Source organism: Anaerocolumna aminovalerica (genome assembly GCF_900115365.1).
Classification (GTDB): Bacteria; Bacillota; Clostridia; order Lachnospirales; family Lachnospiraceae; genus Anaerocolumna; species Anaerocolumna aminovalerica.
Genome location: NZ_FOWD01000018.1, coordinates 59,591 through 79,603, shown reverse-complemented (window position 1 = coordinate 79,603; position 20,013 = coordinate 59,591). Strand labels below are relative to the sequence as shown.

At 34.1% G+C, this 20,013-nt stretch carries 14 protein-coding genes and 1 pseudogene; 9 read left to right on the top strand and 6 right to left on the bottom strand.

What is annotated here, in order from left to right; translation table 11 throughout:
- Positions 1-69: 69 nt before the first annotated feature.
- From BM183_RS11465 to BM183_RS11455, 3 genes are all read right to left on the bottom strand, one after another.
- The gene (locus BM183_RS11465) at positions 70-516 is read right to left on the bottom strand and encodes a GNAT family N-acetyltransferase (protein ID WP_091687025.1); all 447 of its coding nucleotides are present in this window, start codon (positions 514-516) and stop codon (positions 70-72) included.
- A gap of 171 nt (positions 517-687) precedes the next feature.
- Positions 688-2,466: an ABC transporter ATP-binding protein gene (locus tag BM183_RS11460; RefSeq protein ID WP_091687024.1), complete on the bottom strand. Its 1,779-nt coding sequence runs from the start codon at positions 2,464-2,466 to the stop codon at positions 688-690.
- Positions 2,466-4,298, bottom strand: a complete 1,833-nt coding sequence (locus BM183_RS11455; protein WP_091687023.1) for an ABC transporter ATP-binding protein — start codon at positions 4,296-4,298, stop codon at positions 2,466-2,468. Before BM183_RS11455 ends, BM183_RS11460 begins: the two co-directional genes overlap by 1 nt.
- A gap of 908 nt (positions 4,299-5,206) precedes the next feature.
- Between BM183_RS11455 and BM183_RS11450 the strand changes: the two are divergent.
- A pseudogene (locus BM183_RS11450) lies at positions 5,207-5,857 on the top strand (GTP pyrophosphokinase); the annotation flags it as partial.
- 361 nt (positions 5,858-6,218) lie between these two features.
- Here the strand turns inward: BM183_RS11450 and BM183_RS11445 are convergent.
- Positions 6,219-7,220, bottom strand: a complete 1,002-nt coding sequence (locus tag BM183_RS11445) for a S1 RNA-binding domain-containing protein (RefSeq protein ID WP_170847978.1) — start codon at positions 7,218-7,220, stop codon at positions 6,219-6,221.
- A gap of 251 nt (positions 7,221-7,471) precedes the next feature.
- Between BM183_RS11445 and BM183_RS11440 the strand changes: the two genes are divergently transcribed.
- A complete protein-coding gene (locus tag BM183_RS11440; protein WP_091687021.1) occupies positions 7,472-8,338 on the top strand; it encodes a sigma factor in 867 nt (288 codons plus the stop codon).
- Entirely contained in the window at positions 8,325-9,554 is a 1,230-nt protein-coding gene (locus BM183_RS11435) for a DUF3810 domain-containing protein (protein ID WP_170847977.1), read from the top strand. The genes BM183_RS11440 and BM183_RS11435 overlap by 14 nt, the downstream gene beginning before the upstream one ends.
- A 28-nt stretch (positions 9,555-9,582) precedes the next feature.
- Here the strand turns inward: BM183_RS11435 and BM183_RS11430 are convergent, their stop codons facing one another.
- Positions 9,583-10,314 carry a DUF8091 domain-containing protein gene (locus BM183_RS11430; RefSeq protein ID WP_091687019.1) on the bottom strand — a complete coding sequence of 244 codons (732 nt, stop codon included), beginning with the start codon at positions 10,312-10,314 and terminating at the stop codon, positions 9,583-9,585.
- A gap of 285 nt (positions 10,315-10,599) precedes the next feature.
- Between BM183_RS11430 and BM183_RS11425 the strand changes: the two genes are divergently transcribed.
- The 5 genes from BM183_RS11425 to BM183_RS11405 all read left to right on the top strand — a co-directional run bounded on the left by BM183_RS11425 (position 10,600) and on the right by BM183_RS11405 (position 15,043).
- Positions 10,600-11,901 carry a M18 family aminopeptidase gene (locus tag BM183_RS11425; RefSeq protein ID WP_091687018.1) on the top strand — a complete coding sequence of 434 codons (1,302 nt, stop codon included), beginning with the start codon at positions 10,600-10,602 and terminating at the stop codon, positions 11,899-11,901.
- A 254-nt stretch (positions 11,902-12,155) separates the two neighbouring features.
- Positions 12,156-12,884 carry a LytR/AlgR family response regulator transcription factor gene (locus BM183_RS11420; protein WP_091687017.1) on the top strand — a complete coding sequence of 243 codons (729 nt, stop codon included), beginning with the start codon at positions 12,156-12,158 and terminating at the stop codon, positions 12,882-12,884.
- Positions 12,881-14,200, top strand: a complete 1,320-nt coding sequence (locus BM183_RS11415; protein ID WP_091687016.1) for a sensor histidine kinase — start codon at positions 12,881-12,883, stop codon at positions 14,198-14,200. The genes BM183_RS11420 and BM183_RS11415 overlap by 4 nt, the downstream gene beginning before the upstream one ends.
- Positions 14,201-14,330: 130 nt before the next feature.
- The gene (locus BM183_RS11410; RefSeq protein ID WP_091687015.1) at positions 14,331-14,909 is read left to right on the top strand and encodes an accessory gene regulator B family protein; all 579 of its coding nucleotides are present in this window, start codon (positions 14,331-14,333) and stop codon (positions 14,907-14,909) included.
- On the top strand, positions 14,906-15,043 hold the full coding sequence (locus tag BM183_RS11405; protein WP_091687014.1) for a cyclic lactone autoinducer peptide: 138 nt from the start codon (positions 14,906-14,908) through the stop codon (positions 15,041-15,043). Before BM183_RS11410 ends, BM183_RS11405 begins: the two co-directional genes overlap by 4 nt.
- A gap of 113 nt (positions 15,044-15,156) precedes the next feature.
- Here the strand turns inward: BM183_RS11405 and BM183_RS11400 are convergent, their stop codons facing one another.
- Positions 15,157-16,419: a CapA family protein gene (locus BM183_RS11400; protein ID WP_170847976.1), complete on the bottom strand. Its 1,263-nt coding sequence runs from the start codon at positions 16,417-16,419 to the stop codon at positions 15,157-15,159.
- A 180-nt stretch (positions 16,420-16,599) separates the two neighbouring features.
- On the opposite strand from BM183_RS11400, the gene BM183_RS11395 reads away from it, so the two are divergent.
- Positions 16,600-19,890, top strand: coding sequence for a DUF6240 domain-containing protein (locus BM183_RS11395; protein ID WP_091687012.1), 3,291 nt, complete (start codon positions 16,600-16,602; stop codon positions 19,888-19,890).
- Positions 19,891-20,013 lie beyond the last annotated feature (123 nt).

Below are 20,013 nucleotides of genomic sequence, written 5' to 3'. Positions count from 1 at the left end.
TAATGATCTTAATTCGGAAGTAATATTTGAATATAAAAGTCAGTTTTGATGTTACCCATCAAAAGAATACTATAAATTCAATACATACAGTTCTTCATCATCCCAAATTTCGCCTGTACTTACAAATTCGAATTTTTCATACAAGTGTTTTGCCTTTATGTTTTCAGGATCAGTAGATAAATAAATTTCATTACATTTATATTTATTCTTAATCTCTTCAACTATCAAGGATAATGCCTGTTTTCCATATCCTTTTCCCTGATGTTTTCTATCAATCATAAATCTGCAAAGCTCATAAAAGTTTCTCTCTTCACAAAACCCATACATGGCAAAACCAATTAGTTCACCTTCATGCTCAATAGCTTTTATTTTCCATTCATCTTCATAAATTGATTGTAAAATGGAATATGCATTAGAGGCTACAAATTCTTCGCAAATTGTATTACTATTATCAGTATTAGTAGTTAAGAAAATTACCTTTTCCCAATTATCTTTTGTTATATCAACAAGCATCATCCCTTTATCCTCCCAGGAAAATATTACTATTGCTTCATTATAATATATTTAACATTATATCAAGTAGCTGGCGAAGAATTGATTGTATCATTAATTATAAGATTCTTCGCTTATTCTAAAGTGAATAAGCGAAGAATAACAAACCATTTTAACTTATTTCATAATATCACATTATATATTTTTGAACTGAGCCATATACAATTCATAATACATTCCCTTTTTCTCCAATAATTCCAGGGCACTGCCTTCTTCTTTAATGCCGCCATCATCAATTACAAAAATACGGTCTGCCTTTTGAATGGTTGAGAGACGGTGTGCAATAACAAAGGAGGTTCTTCCTTTTAATAATGCTTCGATTCCTTGCTGTACCAAGATTTCAGTATGAGTATCTATACTGGAGGTAGCTTCATCAAGAATTAATATTTTAGGCATGGATACCATGGTTCTGGCAAATGCTAATAGCTGCCGTTGACCTATGGATAATCCGGAACCTCTTTCTTTTAGTTCTGTTTCATAGCCCTTTTCTAATTTCATAATAAATTCGTGAGCATGAACTGCTTTGGCAGCAGCAATAACCTCTTCGTCTGTGGCATCTAATTTGCCATAACGAATATTATCCTTTACAGTTCCTGAGAATAAGAAATTATCTTGAGTCATAACACCCATCTGCATTCTTAAACTTTCAATGGTTACGTCTTTTACATTGTAGCCATCAATAATGATATCACCTTCCTGAATATCATAAAAACGGCTGATAAGATTAACAATGGTTGTTTTTCCGGCACCGGTCGGTCCTACAAGAGCTATAGTTTCACCCGGCTTTATATGAAAGTTTACATCATTTAACACCTTCGTATCTTTATCATAAGCAAAGGATACATGGCTAAAAACAATATCACCTTTAATTTCCGGTATATCAGTTACTTTTTCTTTGTCAGATATATCCGGTTTGGTATCTAATATTTCAAAGATACGTTCCGCACCAGAAATATTGGTTACTAACTGGTTATAAAAGTTACTTAAATTCATAATTGGTCTCCAGAACATGGATATGTAGGAGCCAAATGCAAGTAAAGTTCCGATTGGAACGGATTCTCTGCCAATCATTTTAACACCAACATAATACAAACATACAGTTCCAAGTCCCCAGCAAATATCAATAGCAGAACCAAAAGCATCGTTTAACAGAATTGCATCTATAAAAGAGCCTCTATGTTCCTTTAGCAGTTGATCAAAGTCCTCCTCGGTTTCCTTTTCAGCCGTAAAGCTTTGAATAATACGCATGCCGGATAAATCCTCATGTATAAATGCATTTAAGTTTGAACTTTTCTTACGGTGAATCTGCCATCTTACATGGGAGTAGACCTGTATAAACCACATGGCTATAATTAACAATGGCAAACTAATTAAAGAAGCCAGTGCAAGCTTATAATTTTTTACCAACATGATAGTTACTACTCCGCAAATAGATATAAAGTCTGGAATTAAAGTAGTAACACTGTTGGATAAAACATCTTTTAGTGAATTCACGTCACCAATAATACGTGCCAGAATCTTTCCTGTTGGCCTGCTGTCAAAGAAACTAAAACTTAGTTTTTGTATATGTTCATAAAGTTCCTGTCTGATTGTCAGTAATACATTATTGGAGATTCTGGACATAATGTAGATTCTTAATTTTACCATGCAAACAAAAATAATATTCATGATTACAGCAAAAACGCCAAGTTTAATTAATCCGTTCATATCTTTATTTGCTATATGAACGTCAATGGCACGTTCAATAATTAAGGGATTAATTAAAGTTATAGCTACAATACAGCCCATAATGAAAAGTACAATTGCAATTTCCTTTTTGTATACAAGTAAATATTTAAATAGTCGAAGGAGAGTTGCAAGTTTCCCTTTACTGCTTACCGATGCTTCATCATCACGTGTGGCATTTATAGACATTATATCACCTCCCTGGGTGTAAATTCAGGTGTCTGTGTAGAAAGAGAATCTAAGTCATCTCCATTTAATTTATCAGCACCCATATTATATTCTTTCATTTCTTTTAGAAAATCATCATTTAAGATATCTCCATACTGTGCCATATATGTTTTATAATACAGGCCTTTTTTCTCTAATAAATCCTCATGAGTACCTCTTTCCGCTATGGAACCGTCCTCCAGAATAATGATTTCATCTGCATTACGAACAGCGGAAATTCGGTGAGCAATGATTATTTTTGTAGTATCATTCAGCTCATTTAAGGATTGTTGAATAGAATGTTCTGTTTCCATGTCCAGAGCAGAGGTAGAGTCATCCAGTATAAGTATTGGATTTCTTTTAGCCAATGCTCTTGCAATACTGATTCTTTGTTTCTGACCGCCGGATAAACCAACGCCTCTTTCACCTATAATAGTATCATACTGCCGATCCATTCTTTCAACAAAGTCTTTTGCCTGTGCATAATCAAGTGCAAACATTACATCATCTTCACCTACATATGCACGTTTTCCTAGTTTTACGTTTTCACTTACGGAATCAGAGAAAAGGAAAACATCCTGCATAACTAAGGAAATGTTACTGCGCAGTTCATTTAATGTTAAATCTTTGATGTTAACACCGTCTAATTTAATATCTCCTTCATCAGTATCATAGAATCTTTGCAGTAAGTTTACAATAGTAGATTTACCTGCTCCTGTTGCACCCATAATACCAATGGTCTTACCTGCTTCAAGTTTAAAGCTTACGTCAGATAATATCTGTTTCTTATTCTGGCTAAAGGAAACATGATTGAATTCGATGTGGCCCTTTACTTCATTTAATATTACTGGGTTATTAGTTTCCTGAATAACAGGTACTTCTTCATAAATCTTTTTAATTCTTTTATTGGATGCAAATGCAGAAGCAATATCATTGGCTAACCAGCCCAGCATTTCCATAGGCCATACAATGTTAGTAGAATATTCTGTAAAGGCTCCTAAAGTACCAAGGGTTATTTCACCTTGTATAACTAAAATACCACCATAAAGAATAACTAAAACTGGCATAAGTTTAGATATAAACTGAAAAAATGGATAATACTTTACAAGAACCTTCGATTGTTTCATATTTAAGTCATAATATTTTTTGTTATGAGACAGGAATTTTTGTATCTCAAACTTTTCTCTGGCAAAGGCTTTTACAGTTCTTACACCGGATAGATTCTCTTGTGCTACTCTATTTAAGACAGCATTTTCTTCACTGATATCTTCATAAACACTACCCAGTTTATTCTCCATTAAAACTGCCAGAAGACCTACTAAAGGCATGGCTATTAAAGGAATAATGGTTAACTTAAAGCTAAGATTAATCATACAATAGATAACCAAACTGGTATGAATCACTACTTCTACTACTAACATACCTACAAATCCCAATGCGCCCCATAGCTTATCCACATCATCTTTCACTCTTGACATTAACTCACCGGAATTTGTTTTATCAAAGAATTGGACAGACAATCCTTGTATATGACAAAATAGAGTTCTACGAATGTCGCAGGCGATTTTTGAACTTACAAAGTCAAAGGTCAATTCCTTTAAATATTGAAAGATACACCTTCCAACTCCAACTAAAAGGATACCTAATAAAAGTTTGGTAAGAAGTTCTAACTTTCCACCCTTTATAACATCATCAATAATACGTTTGGTAATCTGTGGTGATAATAAATCCAGTGAAACACTGATAACCATACATATGATGCCGAATACATAGGAATACCAATATTTACGTATATAACTTGATATTTTTTTCATAATTTCCCCCATTTCAAATGTACCTATCTTATAGATAAGTACGGATTTCTTACTTTCCTCTAAACTAAGAGCAACCTTTTTTGGGCAAAAAATAAGCCGTAAGGTAAGATACCCACGGCAAATACACGAATCCCTTTAAAAAATTATAAACCTGCACAAAAGCATAAATATGCAGCATTTCAAATTATAAGGTCAATCCTATTTCAGAGGTAAACTTACATAATGTGTTACATATAAAATTGTTGTTGTTACTATTACTAAACTTAATCATGATTTTACCTCTCTTTCTTTTATAGTCTTTCCATATTATAGCACAGATGTAAAGAAAGTCAATAAATTTATTTAAAATTTATAAAATTTATTAATAAATATAAACCAAGCTTATAAAACAGAAGAAAGATTGTTGCTTAAAACCAGCTCTTTACAGCTGTTTTTATTTATCTAAGGATAATAGTTTTCATGGACCCTGATTATAGATTTCTTTATATAAAGTGTACATATTTTGAGAAAAATATTTTTTGCCTATAGGGATTATTTATAAAAAAAGTAGTTTATGAATTAAAATTAAATAAACATTAATATTTTATTAAGTCTTTAATTATTCAAAGATTGTTCATAATTTGGTGTTATAATTTAACATGTAATAAGTTCTTTACATAGCCAAATCAAGGATGGAATTTTAGTAACAAAATTGAAATATCAGATTAAAATATAAAGGACAGCGTTTTTAATTGATGAAATGTTTTAAGTAAAAAAAGATAGAAGTTTGAAAATAAAAATAGAAGATAAACAATAAATAAAAGTATCTAGTATGAAACGAAAAGAACGAAAAGACTGATTATGATATATAAGAGTAAAAAGAGATATTTGAATTTATGGAATATTGGGGAAACATATAGGAGGAAGTTATGGATTTACCTATGTTTTACAATGAAGAAGAAGAATGGAAAAAGGTCATGCTTATGTATGATTCTGCATTAAGAGAAGTAAACACTAGAATTGAAATATTAAATAATGAATTTAAACTAGCACATCAGTATAATCCAATTGAACACGTTACATCACGTATTAAGACACCGCAAAGCATAGCAAAGAAAATGCGCCACAACGGAAGAGAGTTAACGGTAGAGAATATTGTAAAATATATTAACGACGTTGCAGGAATTCGAATCATTTGCTCGTTTACTTCAGATATTTACCGTATCGCAGACCTGCTAGCCAAGCAAAGTGATGTACAGGTATTAAAAGTAAAAGACTATATTATGTGTCCGAAAGAAAATGGCTACACCAGTTACCATATGATAGTGTCCGTACCAATTTATCTGTCCAACACCATGATAAATACAAAGGTAGAGGTACAGATTCGAACCATTGCCATGGATTTTTGGGCAAGTCTGGAACATAAAATATACTATAAATTTGAAGGTAATGCACCGGAACGAATTCGCAAGGAATTAAGAGAATGCGCGGATATCGTTGCCTTTCTTGATCAAAAAATGTTATCTATCAACGAAGAAGTAAAAACTTACAGCAGCCTTGAAGATAAAGATGCCCAATACAGGGAAATTGTATCGGACACCTTTCAGCACATGATTAAAGACTCTTACGGAACCGTAGTGGATGAAGAAGAGTCTGTCAGCTATGCCCAAAAAGAAGTTAGCGTTGTAGAAGAATCTGAACCGCCCTCACCGAAAAAGGAAGATAAGAAAACAAATCATGCAGCTGAAACAAAGAAGAAGGAAAAAAGATCTAAGATATTTAAATTTATTTAGAGGAAGCTTTGCCATATAGGTTATTTAGACCTTGGAGAGTAGGGGAGGCTGTGTAGTTCTTATTACCTATGGAACAAGAACCACACAGCCTCCCCTATATTCTAAGGTCTAGACACTTCCTATTAGGCAAAGCGTCCTACTGCAATATTTACAACTTAATTTTAGACAACAAACTTCCCAATCCTGTAGACGCTTCTTCACCTGAAGTATATTCGAATGGTACATCCTCCACAGCTTCTACTACTTCTGCGTTTTCCTCCACTGCCCTCATACTTAAACTGATTTTACCATCTTTTATGTCTGTAATTTTTACGGTAACTTCTTCTCCTTCTTTGATAATTTCGTTAGGGGATTTAATTCTTTTACCGCATATTTGAGAAATATGAACTAATCCGGTTAATCCGTCACCAATATTGATAAATGCACCGTAAGGCATAATTTTTTCAACGGTTCCGGTGGTAACCACACCTTTTTGAAGCCTGGATATTTTACTGTTTCTATCCGCCTCTTCTTTTTTTCGTTCCACTTCTTTACCGGATAAAACCAATCTGCTATTTTCTTCTTCAGCTGTTATAACTATAACTTCCACTTCTTTATTCACCCAGGATTCCAAATCTTCCACATAATTAAGAGAAAGCTGAGAAGCAGGGATAAAGCCTCGGATTCCTTCCAAATATGTTACAACACCGCCATTGACAGCTTGGGCAATTTTTACCTTCTTTACATCTTGACTATCCATGTATTCTTTTAGTTTTGTCCAGGACAGAATGTTATCGGCATCTTTCTTTGATAACAATATATTTCCTTCACCATCATCTTCTCTTATAACAACACCGTAGATTTCTTCACCAACTGTAATGTCGGCTTTAATTGAGAATCGGGGATCATTACTAAGATCTTCTAATCGAATAATACCTTCGGCATAATAACCAAGGTCAACGGTAACTTCCGTTTCAGAAATACCGATTACGGTTCCTTTTAGAAGCTCGCCTTCATTTACTTTATGAAGGGAACGGCTGATCTCTTCTTCAAAATCGTTCATAGAGGGGACTTCTTCCGGAATCGTATTTTCTGCATTTACAGATTCATTTTCCTGTAATTCTTCCTTATTTAGTTCTTTTTTTTGAATATCCTTTTCTAAATCGTTCATACAATGCTCCTATCCGTGTTGATCCACATTTTTTCTGATACTAATCTTTGGTCAGAATGAAAAAGTTTTCATAATGTTAAACATTATACCATAATAATACTGATTTTTCTAGTAATAATCAGATTGCGATGGGGTTATTTGTATGATAAAATATAAGTACTTCTATAGGCAATGTAATATTAGTGAAACGAATCTTAATAATTAATTTTATAAAGAATCGCTATTAATGTGATAAGGAATGAGGAAATTCAATGAGTGATGCAAATAGATTTCATGAAATGCTTTCAGATATTATGGAAGTTGCCAGAGTACAAGGCAATCAGCTAACTATGGAGGATGTAAAGTCTTTATTTGGCGACATGAATTTGACCGAAGAGCAATACGATCATATTTACGCATATCTAGCCGCAAATAAGATTAAAATTAAAGGTTATGTAAATTCTGCCTCCCTATATACAGAAGCCATAAATCAAGAAAAAATAAGAGAAGAACATTTAGATAAAGAGGTATCGGAACAAAAAGCTTCAACTACTTCACAGGATAAGAATACATTACAGGAAGAAGATTCCGTCTATCTGAAGATGTATCTGGAAGATTTAGAAGGCATAAAGGATTGTACACCAGAAGAAGAATCGATACTGATTGAGCATATTATGAAGGGGGATTTCCCTGCAAAGCAGCGCTATATTGAAGGAAATCTAAGAAATGTAGTAAAAATTGCTAAGGAGTACAGGAATCAGGGCGTTACTTTGGAAGATTTAATTCAGGAAGGAAATATAGCTCTTATGGGTGCTTTAGAACATCTTCAGGAGTTTTGGAAAAAGGAAACAATAGGGGAACAAATAGCTCAGTATGTCAGAAACTTTATAGAAGCTGTTATTAAAGAAGAAAAGGAAAGCAGCAGTTTCGGAAACAGTATGGTTGACAAAACCAATTTTCTTAACAGTGCAGCTAAAGAACTGGCAGAAGATTTAGGCAGGGAAGCGGATATACATGAATTAGCTGGGTATACAAAATTACCGGAAAAGGAAATTAAAGATATACTCAGTATGTCAGGGGATGCAGTAAAGATAAGTATTCATCACCATAGGAAGGATGGAAAGAGTGAAGGCATATGAGAGAGGTAATAAGTTTTATTTATTAAGGCATTTTTCAAATGTGAAAGATAATTTAGAGAAGAAAAGACCTGTTAAATGGCATAACATATTACAGAAAAAGCGGATATGGATACTTATTTTGATTCCCGTTGCTTTGGTTGTATTGTTTCTGGCACGGGTGAATCCATGGATTGCGGAATATATTTTTGCCAGAGGAATTTATAAGCAGCTGGCACAAGTATTCAGTCTAATGGCTGGTATTGTACCATTCTCAATTATGGAAGCACAGGTAATTTTGCTTCCCATATTAGCTGCCATTTTATTTCTCCGCTTCTTATGGAGAATCATAAGCAGGATTTATAAAAAAGAAAGTGACTTAGGCTATATAATTGCACATGGCTTATTGAATGGAGCCTGTATATTCAGTATTGCTTTATTCTTATATGTTATATTTGCAGGTGTTAATTATCATAGATATTCTTTTGCCGCTTACAGCGGGTTAGAGGTAAAAGAGTCTAGCGTAGAGGAACTTTATAATTTAAATGTTGCACTAGCTAAAAATGCATCGGATATTCGAAACACTCTGCATTTGGAAGGCGCAGAGGATGAGAATGGTGTGATTCAGTTTAGCAGTGACAATTGGGGTGAATTGGGAGTAGAAGCAGCAAAGGCTTTTGATAAAGCGGCTGAAAAATATCCTGTATTAAAGGGAAAGTATGGAACTCCCAAACCGGTTTTTTTCTCCAGGTTTATGTCCAGAATGGAGATTACAGGTATCTATTGGCCTTTTACGCTGGAGGCAAATATAAATGTTGATACTACAAAACATTCAATTCCCGCTACTATGGGTCATGAATTAGCCCATTTAAGGGGTTTTATGAGGGAAGATGAAGCTAATTTTATAGCATATCTTGTTTGTAAAGAATCGGATAATCTATTGTTCCAATATAGTGGAGCCATGCTGGCTCTGTCCTATGTAAGCAATCAATTATATAAGGAGAATAGTGAGTTGTATTACAAAGTTGTAGACCTTTACAGTCCTTATATGATAGCAGATCTTAGAGAAGAATATTATTATTGGAATCAGTTTGAAGATACGGTAATCAGTACCATCTCAAATTCCATGAATGATACGTATTTAAAAGCAAACAGGCAGGAAGACGGAGTGAAAAGCTATGGAAGAATGGTAGATCTTTTGCTGGCTGAATACCGGGCAAGTAAGGAAATGGTTAATTGAAAATAGAAAAGCACAAAAAAAGACAAGCCTATCTGGAATAAAGATAGGCTTGTTTTTCTTTACCAACTTTTTTGATGGCACCAACATAATTTAAGATGTTTAATGCGGAGAAGGCGTACTTTTGGCTGAGACCGGTAACTTTTTTAAAGTCCATTGTTGTAAAATTATCATTCAAGCTGGGAGGTATTAGTTTTTTATATTCAGTAAGGTCCCCAATATATATTTCCTCCACCAGTTTTGATGGAATGCCGTCACTTCTGGTGGAGCCTTTCTTTTTATCCTTGCTCCAGCCGTTTAAAAGACGGTATTCCTCTAAGTCCAGGAGAATGATATGTAACTTTAGATTAGGATGTAATAGATAATTTTTAATCTTATAAAGTTCGGGGAAAATCATATAAGGAGATCCTTTTTTAGGGGATTTTCTAGGGGAACTGATTTCGCCGGTTTCTTCATTTACCCATCGCAGCATCTTTATATGAGGTATGGGGTAAACAATGGTTACCGGTTGTAACTCTAAGAATACCTCTAATTTTCTTCTTAGTTTATCAAAGTTTCTCGTTTGAATTTCAATAATTTCCTGATTATTAAATATATCCGCATAAAAATTACCTATTTTAATTTCATGAGAGGAAGTATCAGGAGCTAAATAGTTTTTAATAACGGCATGAATGGTCTTTTCGCTCAATGTACCAATCTCATGGCTTTCTTTAATTTGGTTTATTACTCTATCACAGGCTTGTTGAAATAAGATTTGGTTCATGGGAACCTCCGGAATTAATATAAATTAAATAGCCAGCGGATTCTAATGGATTGCTGGGAACATAAACCCGCTTTATATTCATGATAATAAAACGTAATGAGGAAAATGCAAACTTGCATTTCCCAGTGAAGTGCCAAGATCATGAATATTTATGTTCATGATATAATACATAGATAATCTAGTCAAGTTAGGAAAAAACTATTGTTTAGTTATGAAACATGGCTTATAATACCTATAAGATTGCATGGTAAAATATAGAATACTGAATTTGGAAAGGAAAATTATATGACACAAAATATAGCAGCAAAAGAATTAATAGATTATATAAATTCAGCAACTTCTCCTTATCAGGTTGTTGAAAAGGGAATAGAGACACTTAAGTCAGCTGGCTTTAAAGAATTGAATATGAAAGAGAAATGGAATTTAAAAAAGGGAGAAGGGTATTATATAATGCCTTATCCCACATCCTTGTTTGCATTTACAGTAGGCAATCAGTGGGAGGAAGGACAGACTCTACGGATCGGGGCGGCCCATACGGATCATCCTTGTTTTCGGATCAAACCGAAAGCAGAATTAATCTCCGGTGAATATCTGAAGCTGAATACGGAAGTATATGGAGGTCCCATTATTAATACCTGGCTGGACAGACCATTGTCAATAGCAGGAAGGGTTATGTTAAAAAGCAAAGATCCTTTTCATCCCATAGCAAGAGTACTGGATATGAAAAGACCGGTTATTACCATACCCAATCTTGCAATTCATATTAACAGAGAAGTAAACAAAGGTGTTGAATTAAATAAACAAATCGATACCATTCCACTCATAGCCATGATGAAGGAAAGTTTAAATAAAGACAGATTTTTCATGCAGTACCTGGCGAAAGAATTAGAGGTTAATGAGGAGGAAATCTTAGACTTTGACATGTATATTTATAATGCAGAAGAGGGCTGCGTAATCGGAATAGAGGAAGAGTTCATATCCTCACCCAGATTAGACAACCTTACTTCCGTATGGGCATTGTTAAAAGGAATTATACAAGGTAAGAGAAGCACAGGAATTAATGTTATTGGTTTATATGATAACGAGGAAATCGGAAGTAACACAAAGCAAGGTGCTGACTCAGCTATTCTGAATATGATTTTGAAAAAGGTTTATTCCGGATTAGGAGTAAAGGATGAGAATGCCTTATATGAAGCTATGGCAGATGGATTACTGTTATCTGTAGATGTAGCCCACGGACTTCATCCAAACAAACCGGAGAAATACGATCCCACCAATATTACACCTTTAAATGGCGGCGTGGTATTTAAAATTGACAGTAATCAAAAATATTCTTTTGATACAGAAGCCATTGCAATTATTCAGCAGATATGTGAAACATTAGGTGTTAAATATCAGAAGTTTGTAAAACGTTCCGATATGCCTGGAGGCGGAACCTTAGGGCCCATCATATCTTCCTGGCTTCCTATGAAGACGGTAGACCTTGGAGTTCCTTTACTGGCCATGCATTCTGCCAGGGAAACTATGGGTGTTTATGACCAGGAGCAGTTAGAGAATTTATTAAAAGGATTTTTTGGTTTAGAATAGAAACACTGATTTGGTAAAAATAACAATAATAAAACAAAATGTACACTATCTATTGACATATCTCACAATAAATGTTATTATCAAATAAGTCGATACGCGAAGGTATTGAACTAGAGGATGTAAGCGCGTTGGGGAACGTGAGAGGGCAGAAACTATGATAAAATAAGGCTAACTGATACGTGTACTTGGAGTTCGGGGTACATCTTTAGTTAGTCTTATTTTATTTTTTATTAATAAGTTAAAGGCGGAGATATATGTTTGTTAAAATAGCTGTTTGTGATGATGATTCTATATTTCTGGAAAAGCTGGTAAAGCAGATTTCACTGTTATTTCAAAGGGAGGAAAGCTCCTGGGGGCTGAAATATCAGATAGATTCCTTTCAGGATGGTGCCAATTTATTGGGCAACTGGGATAATGAGGTTTATGATATTTTATTTCTGGATATAGAAATGCCAAGCGCTTCCGGAATTCAGGTTGCAGATAAGGTTCGTATGAGAAACCCCTATGTTAAGATTCTATTCATTACCAATCGGGAAGATTTGGTGTTTCATTCCATTCAGTACAGGCCATTTCGGTTTATTCGTAAGAATCATCTGGATAACGAATTGCCGGAAGCAGTTAAAGCATTGATTGAAAATTTACACAAAGAAAATAAATATCTTACAGTCAGTTTTAACGGTGCGGAAAAAAATATTAAAATAATTGACATTCATTATATAGAAAGCTGTAAGCATGATATATACATATACACATTTCACGATACTTTTAGGATCAAAAGTAACCTTACCAAGTTGGAAGATCAATTAGAAGCACATGGATTTATTAGAACTCATAGCGGGTACGTTGTAAATTCCCGTTATGTATTTTCTGTTGAAAAGACACAGGTTGTTTTAAATGACGGAAGAGAAATTCCTTTAAGCAGATACCGGACGGAAAGGGTGAAACATAAGCTTCAATTATATGGGCGAGGGACAGAAGAATGAATTGGATGGTATTAGAAGTGGTGCCAACTTTTTTTGAATGTTTTATTTCAACAGAGTTTATAACCAAATACTTAGGATTTAAAGCCAAAAAGGCAGAGTATTATATGGGTTTTATTATTACCTTCCTCCTTGGAATAGTGTCTACTTTAGTAATGAACCATCTTACTTTATTTGAAGGTATTGGAGGGTTGATTTACCCTGCCATTATAGTTTGCTACGGAATAATATGTTTAAATGGTTCTATATTTGAAAAGATCATCATTGCCTGTATTGACAACGGACTTAATATGTTAACCAGTGTTACGGTATTGACAATAATCAATTATATTTCATCTTCCAATATCAGTGAGTTAATTACGGATCAGGGAGTTGTAAGAATATTTATTATCTTCATGGCTAAGGGAAGTTATTTCTTTTTAACCAGAATTATATTGCGAATGAATAAAAGGAATAAATTTTCCCTGTCCTATATTGAATGGATTGCTATTTTTGGTGTGTTTATCATGTCATTTATAACAGGAGTATTTGTATTCCAAATGCTGATTATCAATCTTGATAATGCCTATAATAATTTTTTGTCCGTATCAGCGGTTGTATGCCTGGTTTTAATCAATGTATTTTGTTATTATATTTTTATTAAAATAAGTGCTAAAAACAAAGAAAGGATGCAGTATTCCTTTCTTGAATTCAAATTACTGGAGCAGCAAAAGAATCTTTCTGAAATGAAACTTTTATATGACGAAATTACAAAGTTAAGACATGACATGAAGAATTATTTAGGTTGTATAGGAACTCTGCTCCATAATGAAAAATATCCGGAGGCAAAAGATTATCTGGATAGCCTTTTGGAAAACAGGCTCAGTTTGGGTAAACAATATATCCTGACAGAAAGTGATGCTGCAAATGCAATTATGAATTCCAAAATGTCAATTTGTGAAGAACATGGAATTAAGATGGTCTACCAAATCAGCGGCAGATTAAATTCAATTTCTGAGTTGGATCTAAGTATTTTACTGGGGAATGTATTGGACAATGCAATAGAGGCCTGTGTAAAGGTGGAGGATTCACCCCAAATAGACATTAAGATTTATAATGAGGGTAATTATCTGGTAATTAAAGTTGCCAATTCCATAAAAGATTCTGTGTTGAAATATAATCCAAATCTGCAATCCACCAAAAAAGATAAATTAAAACATGGATTTGGTACTGTAAGTATTAAAGATATTGTAAAGAACCACAATGGAATGATTCGTTTTTATGAGAAAAACAATCAATTTATAACAGATATATGGCTAAAACCAGACAAAAAGGATTAAATACTGATTTATTTTAACCAAACATGCTTCACAGCATGCTAAACATGTCCAAGGTATTGCAATGTAATATCAAATCAGCTATCATCAAAGCACAAGAGAAAATTATGTAAATCATAAACAGGAGGGGATTGTGATTCATAAGTTTGCTCAGATGGTAGCTGATTTTTTATGCGATAATGATACAATTAAGGAAGAAGAAAAAGAGATTTATATATATGGTTATGAAATTATCATATCCAATATTGTCAACTTTTTAATAATTCTTTCTTTGGGGTTATTATTACATCAGGTAATTGATGGATTTTTGTTTTATATCGTATTTGTTATAACAAGGCAATATTGCGGCGGTTACCATGCAAATACATACTTGAAATGTAACATTTTATTTGGAACCCTTTGTTTAGTAACACTGTGCTTTTCGAATATGTTATATGATACTTCATTTATATCCTTATTCATCCTGTTTCTTATTTATATAGGCTGCATTTTGGAATATGCTCCTATAGATAATGAACATAAAAAAATATCTGCAGAAGATAAAAAAAAATACAGAAAAATTAGTATTTGGATTAGTATTTTATGGTCAGCAGTAGATATTGTATTATTTTGTACTGCTAAGAAATATGCTATTACTTTAACTATTACATTGGTTATTATAGCAATGTTAATGGTAATAGAAATAAATAGGAGAAAGGAGTTATTAGAATGAAAAAAGATTTGTTAAGGGTGATTGCAAAACTTGGTTACAACTCAGCAATAAAAGCAGCAGGTGCTGCTTCAAGGTATGGTACTTACCAGCCAGAAGAACCGGAGGTTCTACAGAAGTTAAGAAAAGACAAATAATAGGTTATATTTAAAGAGTAGGTATAGTAGGCTTTGGGGGAGTATTTCCTATAATAAAAGCACCTGTAATCCGATGATTCAACGTAGGATTACAGGTGTTTTTCATTGGGAATTTATTTTATTGGATAAGGATACTGCTTATAATCAGTATTCCAATCACCAAGTATCTGCTTGGCAAGCTTTCTTATACCGGCTACAGTAAAGGAACTTTCTTTTTGCAGCTTCAGTATTCCATGACGGACAGCTTTATCCACCGTATAATCTTCTAATTTATACACCTTATAGGAAGAATCTCCGGCAGATTCATAATGGGTAACAATAGGAGTAATTCCAGCTTTGCTGATATAAGTAATGTCATTTTCTTTTGTAAGGGTAATATGAGCCATTCCTCCCAACATTCTGGGAGCTTCCTTTTGATAGGAAACATAGTTACCTAAAGAATAATAAATTAACATAGGATGACCGGAATCTGAAACATTCCATGTTACAGGCTGCAACACGTGAGGATGAGTGCCTATAACCAGATCCACACCTTCCTCTGCAAAGAAACGTGCTAAATCCTCTTGGTTGTTATCCGGTTCGTATACATATTCTGTTCCCCAATGAGGAAATACAATTACAAAATCAGCTTGTTCTTTCGCCTTTTTAATATCTTTTTTCATTTCAGACTTGTCCAACAAGTTAACAAGAAAAGGTTTATCTTTCGGCATAGAGAAACCATTTAATCCATAAGTATAATTTAACATGGCTACTTTAATTCCGTTTTTCTCAATTATTTTAATTCTGTCTTTGTCTTCTTGGGATTTATTTATTCCCAGAACTGTAATCATGGGGTATTTACTCCAGTATTCCAATGTATTCTCAATACCGGGATAACCCTTGTCCAATGCATGGTTGGAGGCATGCAGTACAACATCAAAACCTGCATGAATAAGAGCATCTCCAATCTCAGTGGGTGAATTAAATACCGGATAACCGGTATAAGGAAATTCTTTGCCCCCTAATATGGTTTCCTGATTAATGACAGCTATGTCAGCAGCTTCTATTTCAGGTTTCAGTGTGGAATATAAATGATCAAAATTATAAGTTCCATCTTTTTTTAAGCCGCTTTTAATTGTCTGGATGTGTATTAGATTATCACCAACAGCTAATAACGTAAGCTCTTTTTTGGTATTGATCTCCGTCTTTTCAGGAGTTTCTTCTTTGGTATAAATAATAGGAACAGGAGGGATTTGCCCGGTTATCCTTGAGGTAAGGTTGGTATCAGAGACGGATACTGATATTTTCTCTTTGGAAGGATTACATCCATGCAGAGTCAGGAGGGAAAACATAACAAGACTCAGGATGAAAATTCTTTTTATCCTTCTAATTCTCATCTTTTTTATATCCATGCCTTTCCATATTCATTTATACAAATATAGTATACCACATTTTGGTACAAAAATAATTAAAGAGTTTATGAAGATTTGCCGAAATATGTTTCAACAACGGAAAAGCATTTGGAAATAACAAAAGATAAATGTTTTTAACAGAGGAAAAGTGAGAGAGTGAATTCTATGAACATTAATTCTATCTATGGTAATAGTGCAACTCAGAATCAAATAGGGGAAAATAGTATTGGTAAAGAAATAGAGAAAAGTACCAGTATCGGCCAAAAGGATTCGGAGGGTATTAATACTAAAAAGAGTCCCTATGAAGTAACCCTTCAAAGTTTAGAACCCAATCCCAATATTTATGAGGAAGAAACGAAGGATTCTTCTCCCAAGGAAGTTACAAACAAGGAAGAATCAGAAGAAGATAAATGGAAATCCAATTCGGAACGAATGACGGAAGAGGATTATAAGGCTTTAACAGAAGAGGGTATAACTCTTGAAGAATACACCATAGAGCAATTAGAGCGTGCATTAATCCGGATTAAAAACCAGAAAGTAATGAAAGCAGAAGGTTTAGAGCAGCAAAAGCAAAAGCTGGATGAACAAAATATAGCTCTAAAGAGTTTAGCTGGTGTACATGGGGTTTCAAAAAGAATAATTGAGAAATTAATTGAAGCTGATTTACCTATAACTCAGGCAAATATTGAAAGAATATCCAAAGCGTTGGATATGGCAGGGGCAGCTACTGCTTTATCAGATAAAGAAATCCATTATATTATAAAAAACGGCTTGGAACCAACTATTGAGAATCTATATAAGGCTCAATATACCGGTTACTATTATCAATACCAGCAAATATCCGAAGCTACATGGAACAGTTTATTGCCCCAAGTTTCTGAGGTCATATCTGACGCAGGAATGGAAATAAACCAGGAGAGTTTAAATTCTGCCAAATGGCTGATCAATCATAAATTACCGGTAACGGAAGACACGTTATGGGCATGTCGGGATTTAAATTTAATTAAAGGCACTAATGGGGAAGAAGAGATATTAAATAAAATAATTGCTGCATTTAACAAAGGTGCTGTACCGGAGTCAGCCAATTTAAGTATGACTCAAGCAGAGCGAATAGAAACAGTGAATAACTTATTCCATACCATTAGTGATGAGGCCCTTCACTTGGCTGTAGACACAAAAGAAAATATAGATTTAATAAATTACAAGGATTTATATGAAGCCCAGAAAAAGGTAGAACAGAGCAGGGAGCAGGCAGAACATAAAAAGGTAAAAGAGGGCGAGAAGAAGGTACAGGAAAATTCTTTTACAGATAGTCACTTTACTACAGAGGGGCAAAGTTCCTATCAGGGAAACATTCAATCTATCGATATAAAGACAATTACCGTAAGACGCCAATTGGAAGAAATTCGTTTAAGGCTTACTGTAGAATCCGGACAAAGATTAATAAAGAACGGAATTCATCTGGAAACAGACAGCTTAAATAAAATTATTGATGGATTAAGAGAAATTGAAAACCAGTACTACCGTGATCTACTTCAAGAAAACGATGTAACAGTCAACCAGTCTAATATAGAACTAATAAAGGATACATATGAAAGTCTTGACCAATTAAAGACTATGCCCAGTTACATATTAGGCTCAACATTGGCAAACCGAACGGTGGAAACGGTAGATGGGTTATTAAAAGCCGGTATCCAATGCAAGCAGGCTTTGGATAAAGTAAATGAAACATATGAAGCCCTTATGACCAGTCCAAGGTCGGATATGGGGGATTCCATTACAAAGGCTTTCCGTAATGTGGATGAAATTTTAAAAGATTTGAATCTGGAAACTACAGCTGATAATCAAAGAGCAGTAAGAATATTAGGCTATAACCAGATTGCAATCACAGAAGAAAATATCCTTGAGGTAAAAGCATATGACCAGCAAGTAAATCATATGATGAAGAATCTTCATCCGGCTGTTACTGCCCAGTTAATCAAGGACGGTATCAATCCACTGAATACACCAATAGAACAGCTTGACCTTCAAATCCGGCAAGTAAAGCAGGAATTAGGTGTAACTGGTGGGGAAGAAGAAAAGTATAGCAGGTTTTTATGGAAGTTGGAAAAAGAACAAAAGATTACAGAGGAAGAGAAGAAATCCTTCATAGGAATCTATCGTTTATTACATGCAGTAGAGAAAACCCAGGGGGCTGCAGTAGGTGCCGTAATAAAAGCCGGCCAGGAAATTACAATGAGTAACCTGCTTACAGCCGTTAGAACCATGAAAAAGGGTGGCATAGAAGCTTCCATTGATGATGATTTTGGTACTTTAGAAGATGTAAGTTTTACCGGAGAAAAGATAACAGACCAAATAAATGCCGGATACCAAAAGAACATCCTTCAAGATATAAAAGAAGAAATAGAGCCTGGTAAATTGGCTTCTCTTGGAACTTCTGAAGATATTATGAACATGCCTATTGAAGTATTACAGGATAAACTGAGATCTTCTTCATGGAATGATTCAATAAATAGCAGTAATGAACAGGAATATTGGTCGGAAAAGGTAAAGAATTACCGCGAATTAATAGAAAACTCCGAAGAAGCGATCCATTTACTGAAAAGTAATCAATTGCCTGTCACCATTCAAAATATCCAGGCAGCCACCGATTTATTAAGCGGGGAACAATCTTTCTATAAGCAATGGATGAAAATTACCAGGGATATGAATAATGATTATACGGAGGGGACTTTAAGCTTGGATTCTGAGAGCCTTACTGAAAGCCCGGAAGAACCCATAAGTATTGATACCATATCAGATGGTTTAATAAGGGGTATGGAAAATCATAATACAATGATAGAGCAATACAGCATCATTGAACAAAACGTGGAAAGTATCATTACCCAATTATATGAGAATCCCCTTATTACGGCAAAAGATATAAAAACACTTCAACAAATCAGCAATGGTATGGTTTTCTTAAATAATCTTGCAGCTAGGGAAAGCTATGAAATACCTTTAGCGGTTGGAGATAAAGTTACCAATGTAAATGTAACAATATTAAAAAACACAGAGGAAGCAGGAAAAGTTGATATTAGCGTCACTTCTGAAAACTTAGGAAAGATTGCCGTAAGTTTTTCCATAAAGAAAGAAGGACTGAAAGGTTTCATAACCTGTGATAATCAAAAAGGTTTAGATACATTAAAATCTTACGAAGATACAATAAAGCAGTCTATTCTTCAAGGGGATATAGAAGTAAAGCAGATGAATTTCGGCATAGAGGGTAAAACAAAGAGCCGGTATAATTCAAAACTATCCGCCCCATTTCCTCAAAGTGATAAACTTTTTGCAGGAAAAGCCGATACTATCAGTGAATCCGGAGAAGCAAAAATATCTACGGAAACCTTATATAAGGTAGCAAAAACTTTTTTAATTCAAATAAGAAATATAGAAATGGAAGTTACAAAAAATTAAAATTATAGGATAAACTGTTCAACCGGAGATTTGTACCGGAGTCAAAATTACTGTGGTTGTTAATAGTACTAAAGCATCGAGAATTAAGATTAATAGGAATTAAAAATAGTAACTACAATAAAG

What these genes read in the sequence shown, in the direction of transcription:
- BM183_RS11465 (WP_091687025.1), bottom strand. Translation starts at nt 516, where the DNA reads ATGATGCTTGTTGATATAACAAAAGATAATTGGGAAAAGGTAATTTTC.
- BM183_RS11460 (WP_091687024.1), bottom strand. Translation starts at nt 2,466, where the DNA reads ATGTCTATAAATGCCACACGTGATGATGAAGCATCGGTAAGCAGTAAA.
- BM183_RS11455 (WP_091687023.1), bottom strand. Translation starts at nt 4,298, where the DNA reads ATGAAAAAAATATCAAGTTATATACGTAAATATTGGTATTCCTATGTA.
- BM183_RS11445 (WP_170847978.1), bottom strand. Translation starts at nt 7,220, where the DNA reads ATGAACGATTTAGAAAAGGATATTCAAAAAAAAGAACTAAATAAGGAA.
- BM183_RS11440 (WP_091687021.1), top strand. Translation starts at nt 7,472, where the DNA reads ATGAGTGATGCAAATAGATTTCATGAAATGCTTTCAGATATTATGGAA.
- BM183_RS11430 (WP_091687019.1), bottom strand. Translation starts at nt 10,314, where the DNA reads ATGAACCAAATCTTATTTCAACAAGCCTGTGATAGAGTAATAAACCAA.
- BM183_RS11425 (WP_091687018.1), top strand. Translation starts at nt 10,600, where the DNA reads ATGACACAAAATATAGCAGCAAAAGAATTAATAGATTATATAAATTCA.
- BM183_RS11420 (WP_091687017.1), top strand. Translation starts at nt 12,156, where the DNA reads ATGTTTGTTAAAATAGCTGTTTGTGATGATGATTCTATATTTCTGGAA.
- BM183_RS11415 (WP_091687016.1), top strand. Translation starts at nt 12,881, where the DNA reads ATGAATTGGATGGTATTAGAAGTGGTGCCAACTTTTTTTGAATGTTTT.
- BM183_RS11405 (WP_091687014.1), top strand. Translation starts at nt 14,906, where the DNA reads ATGAAAAAAGATTTGTTAAGGGTGATTGCAAAACTTGGTTACAACTCA.
- BM183_RS11400 (WP_170847976.1), bottom strand. Translation starts at nt 16,419, where the DNA reads ATGAGAATTAGAAGGATAAAAAGAATTTTCATCCTGAGTCTTGTTATG.
- BM183_RS11395 (WP_091687012.1), top strand. Translation starts at nt 16,600, where the DNA reads ATGAACATTAATTCTATCTATGGTAATAGTGCAACTCAGAATCAAATA.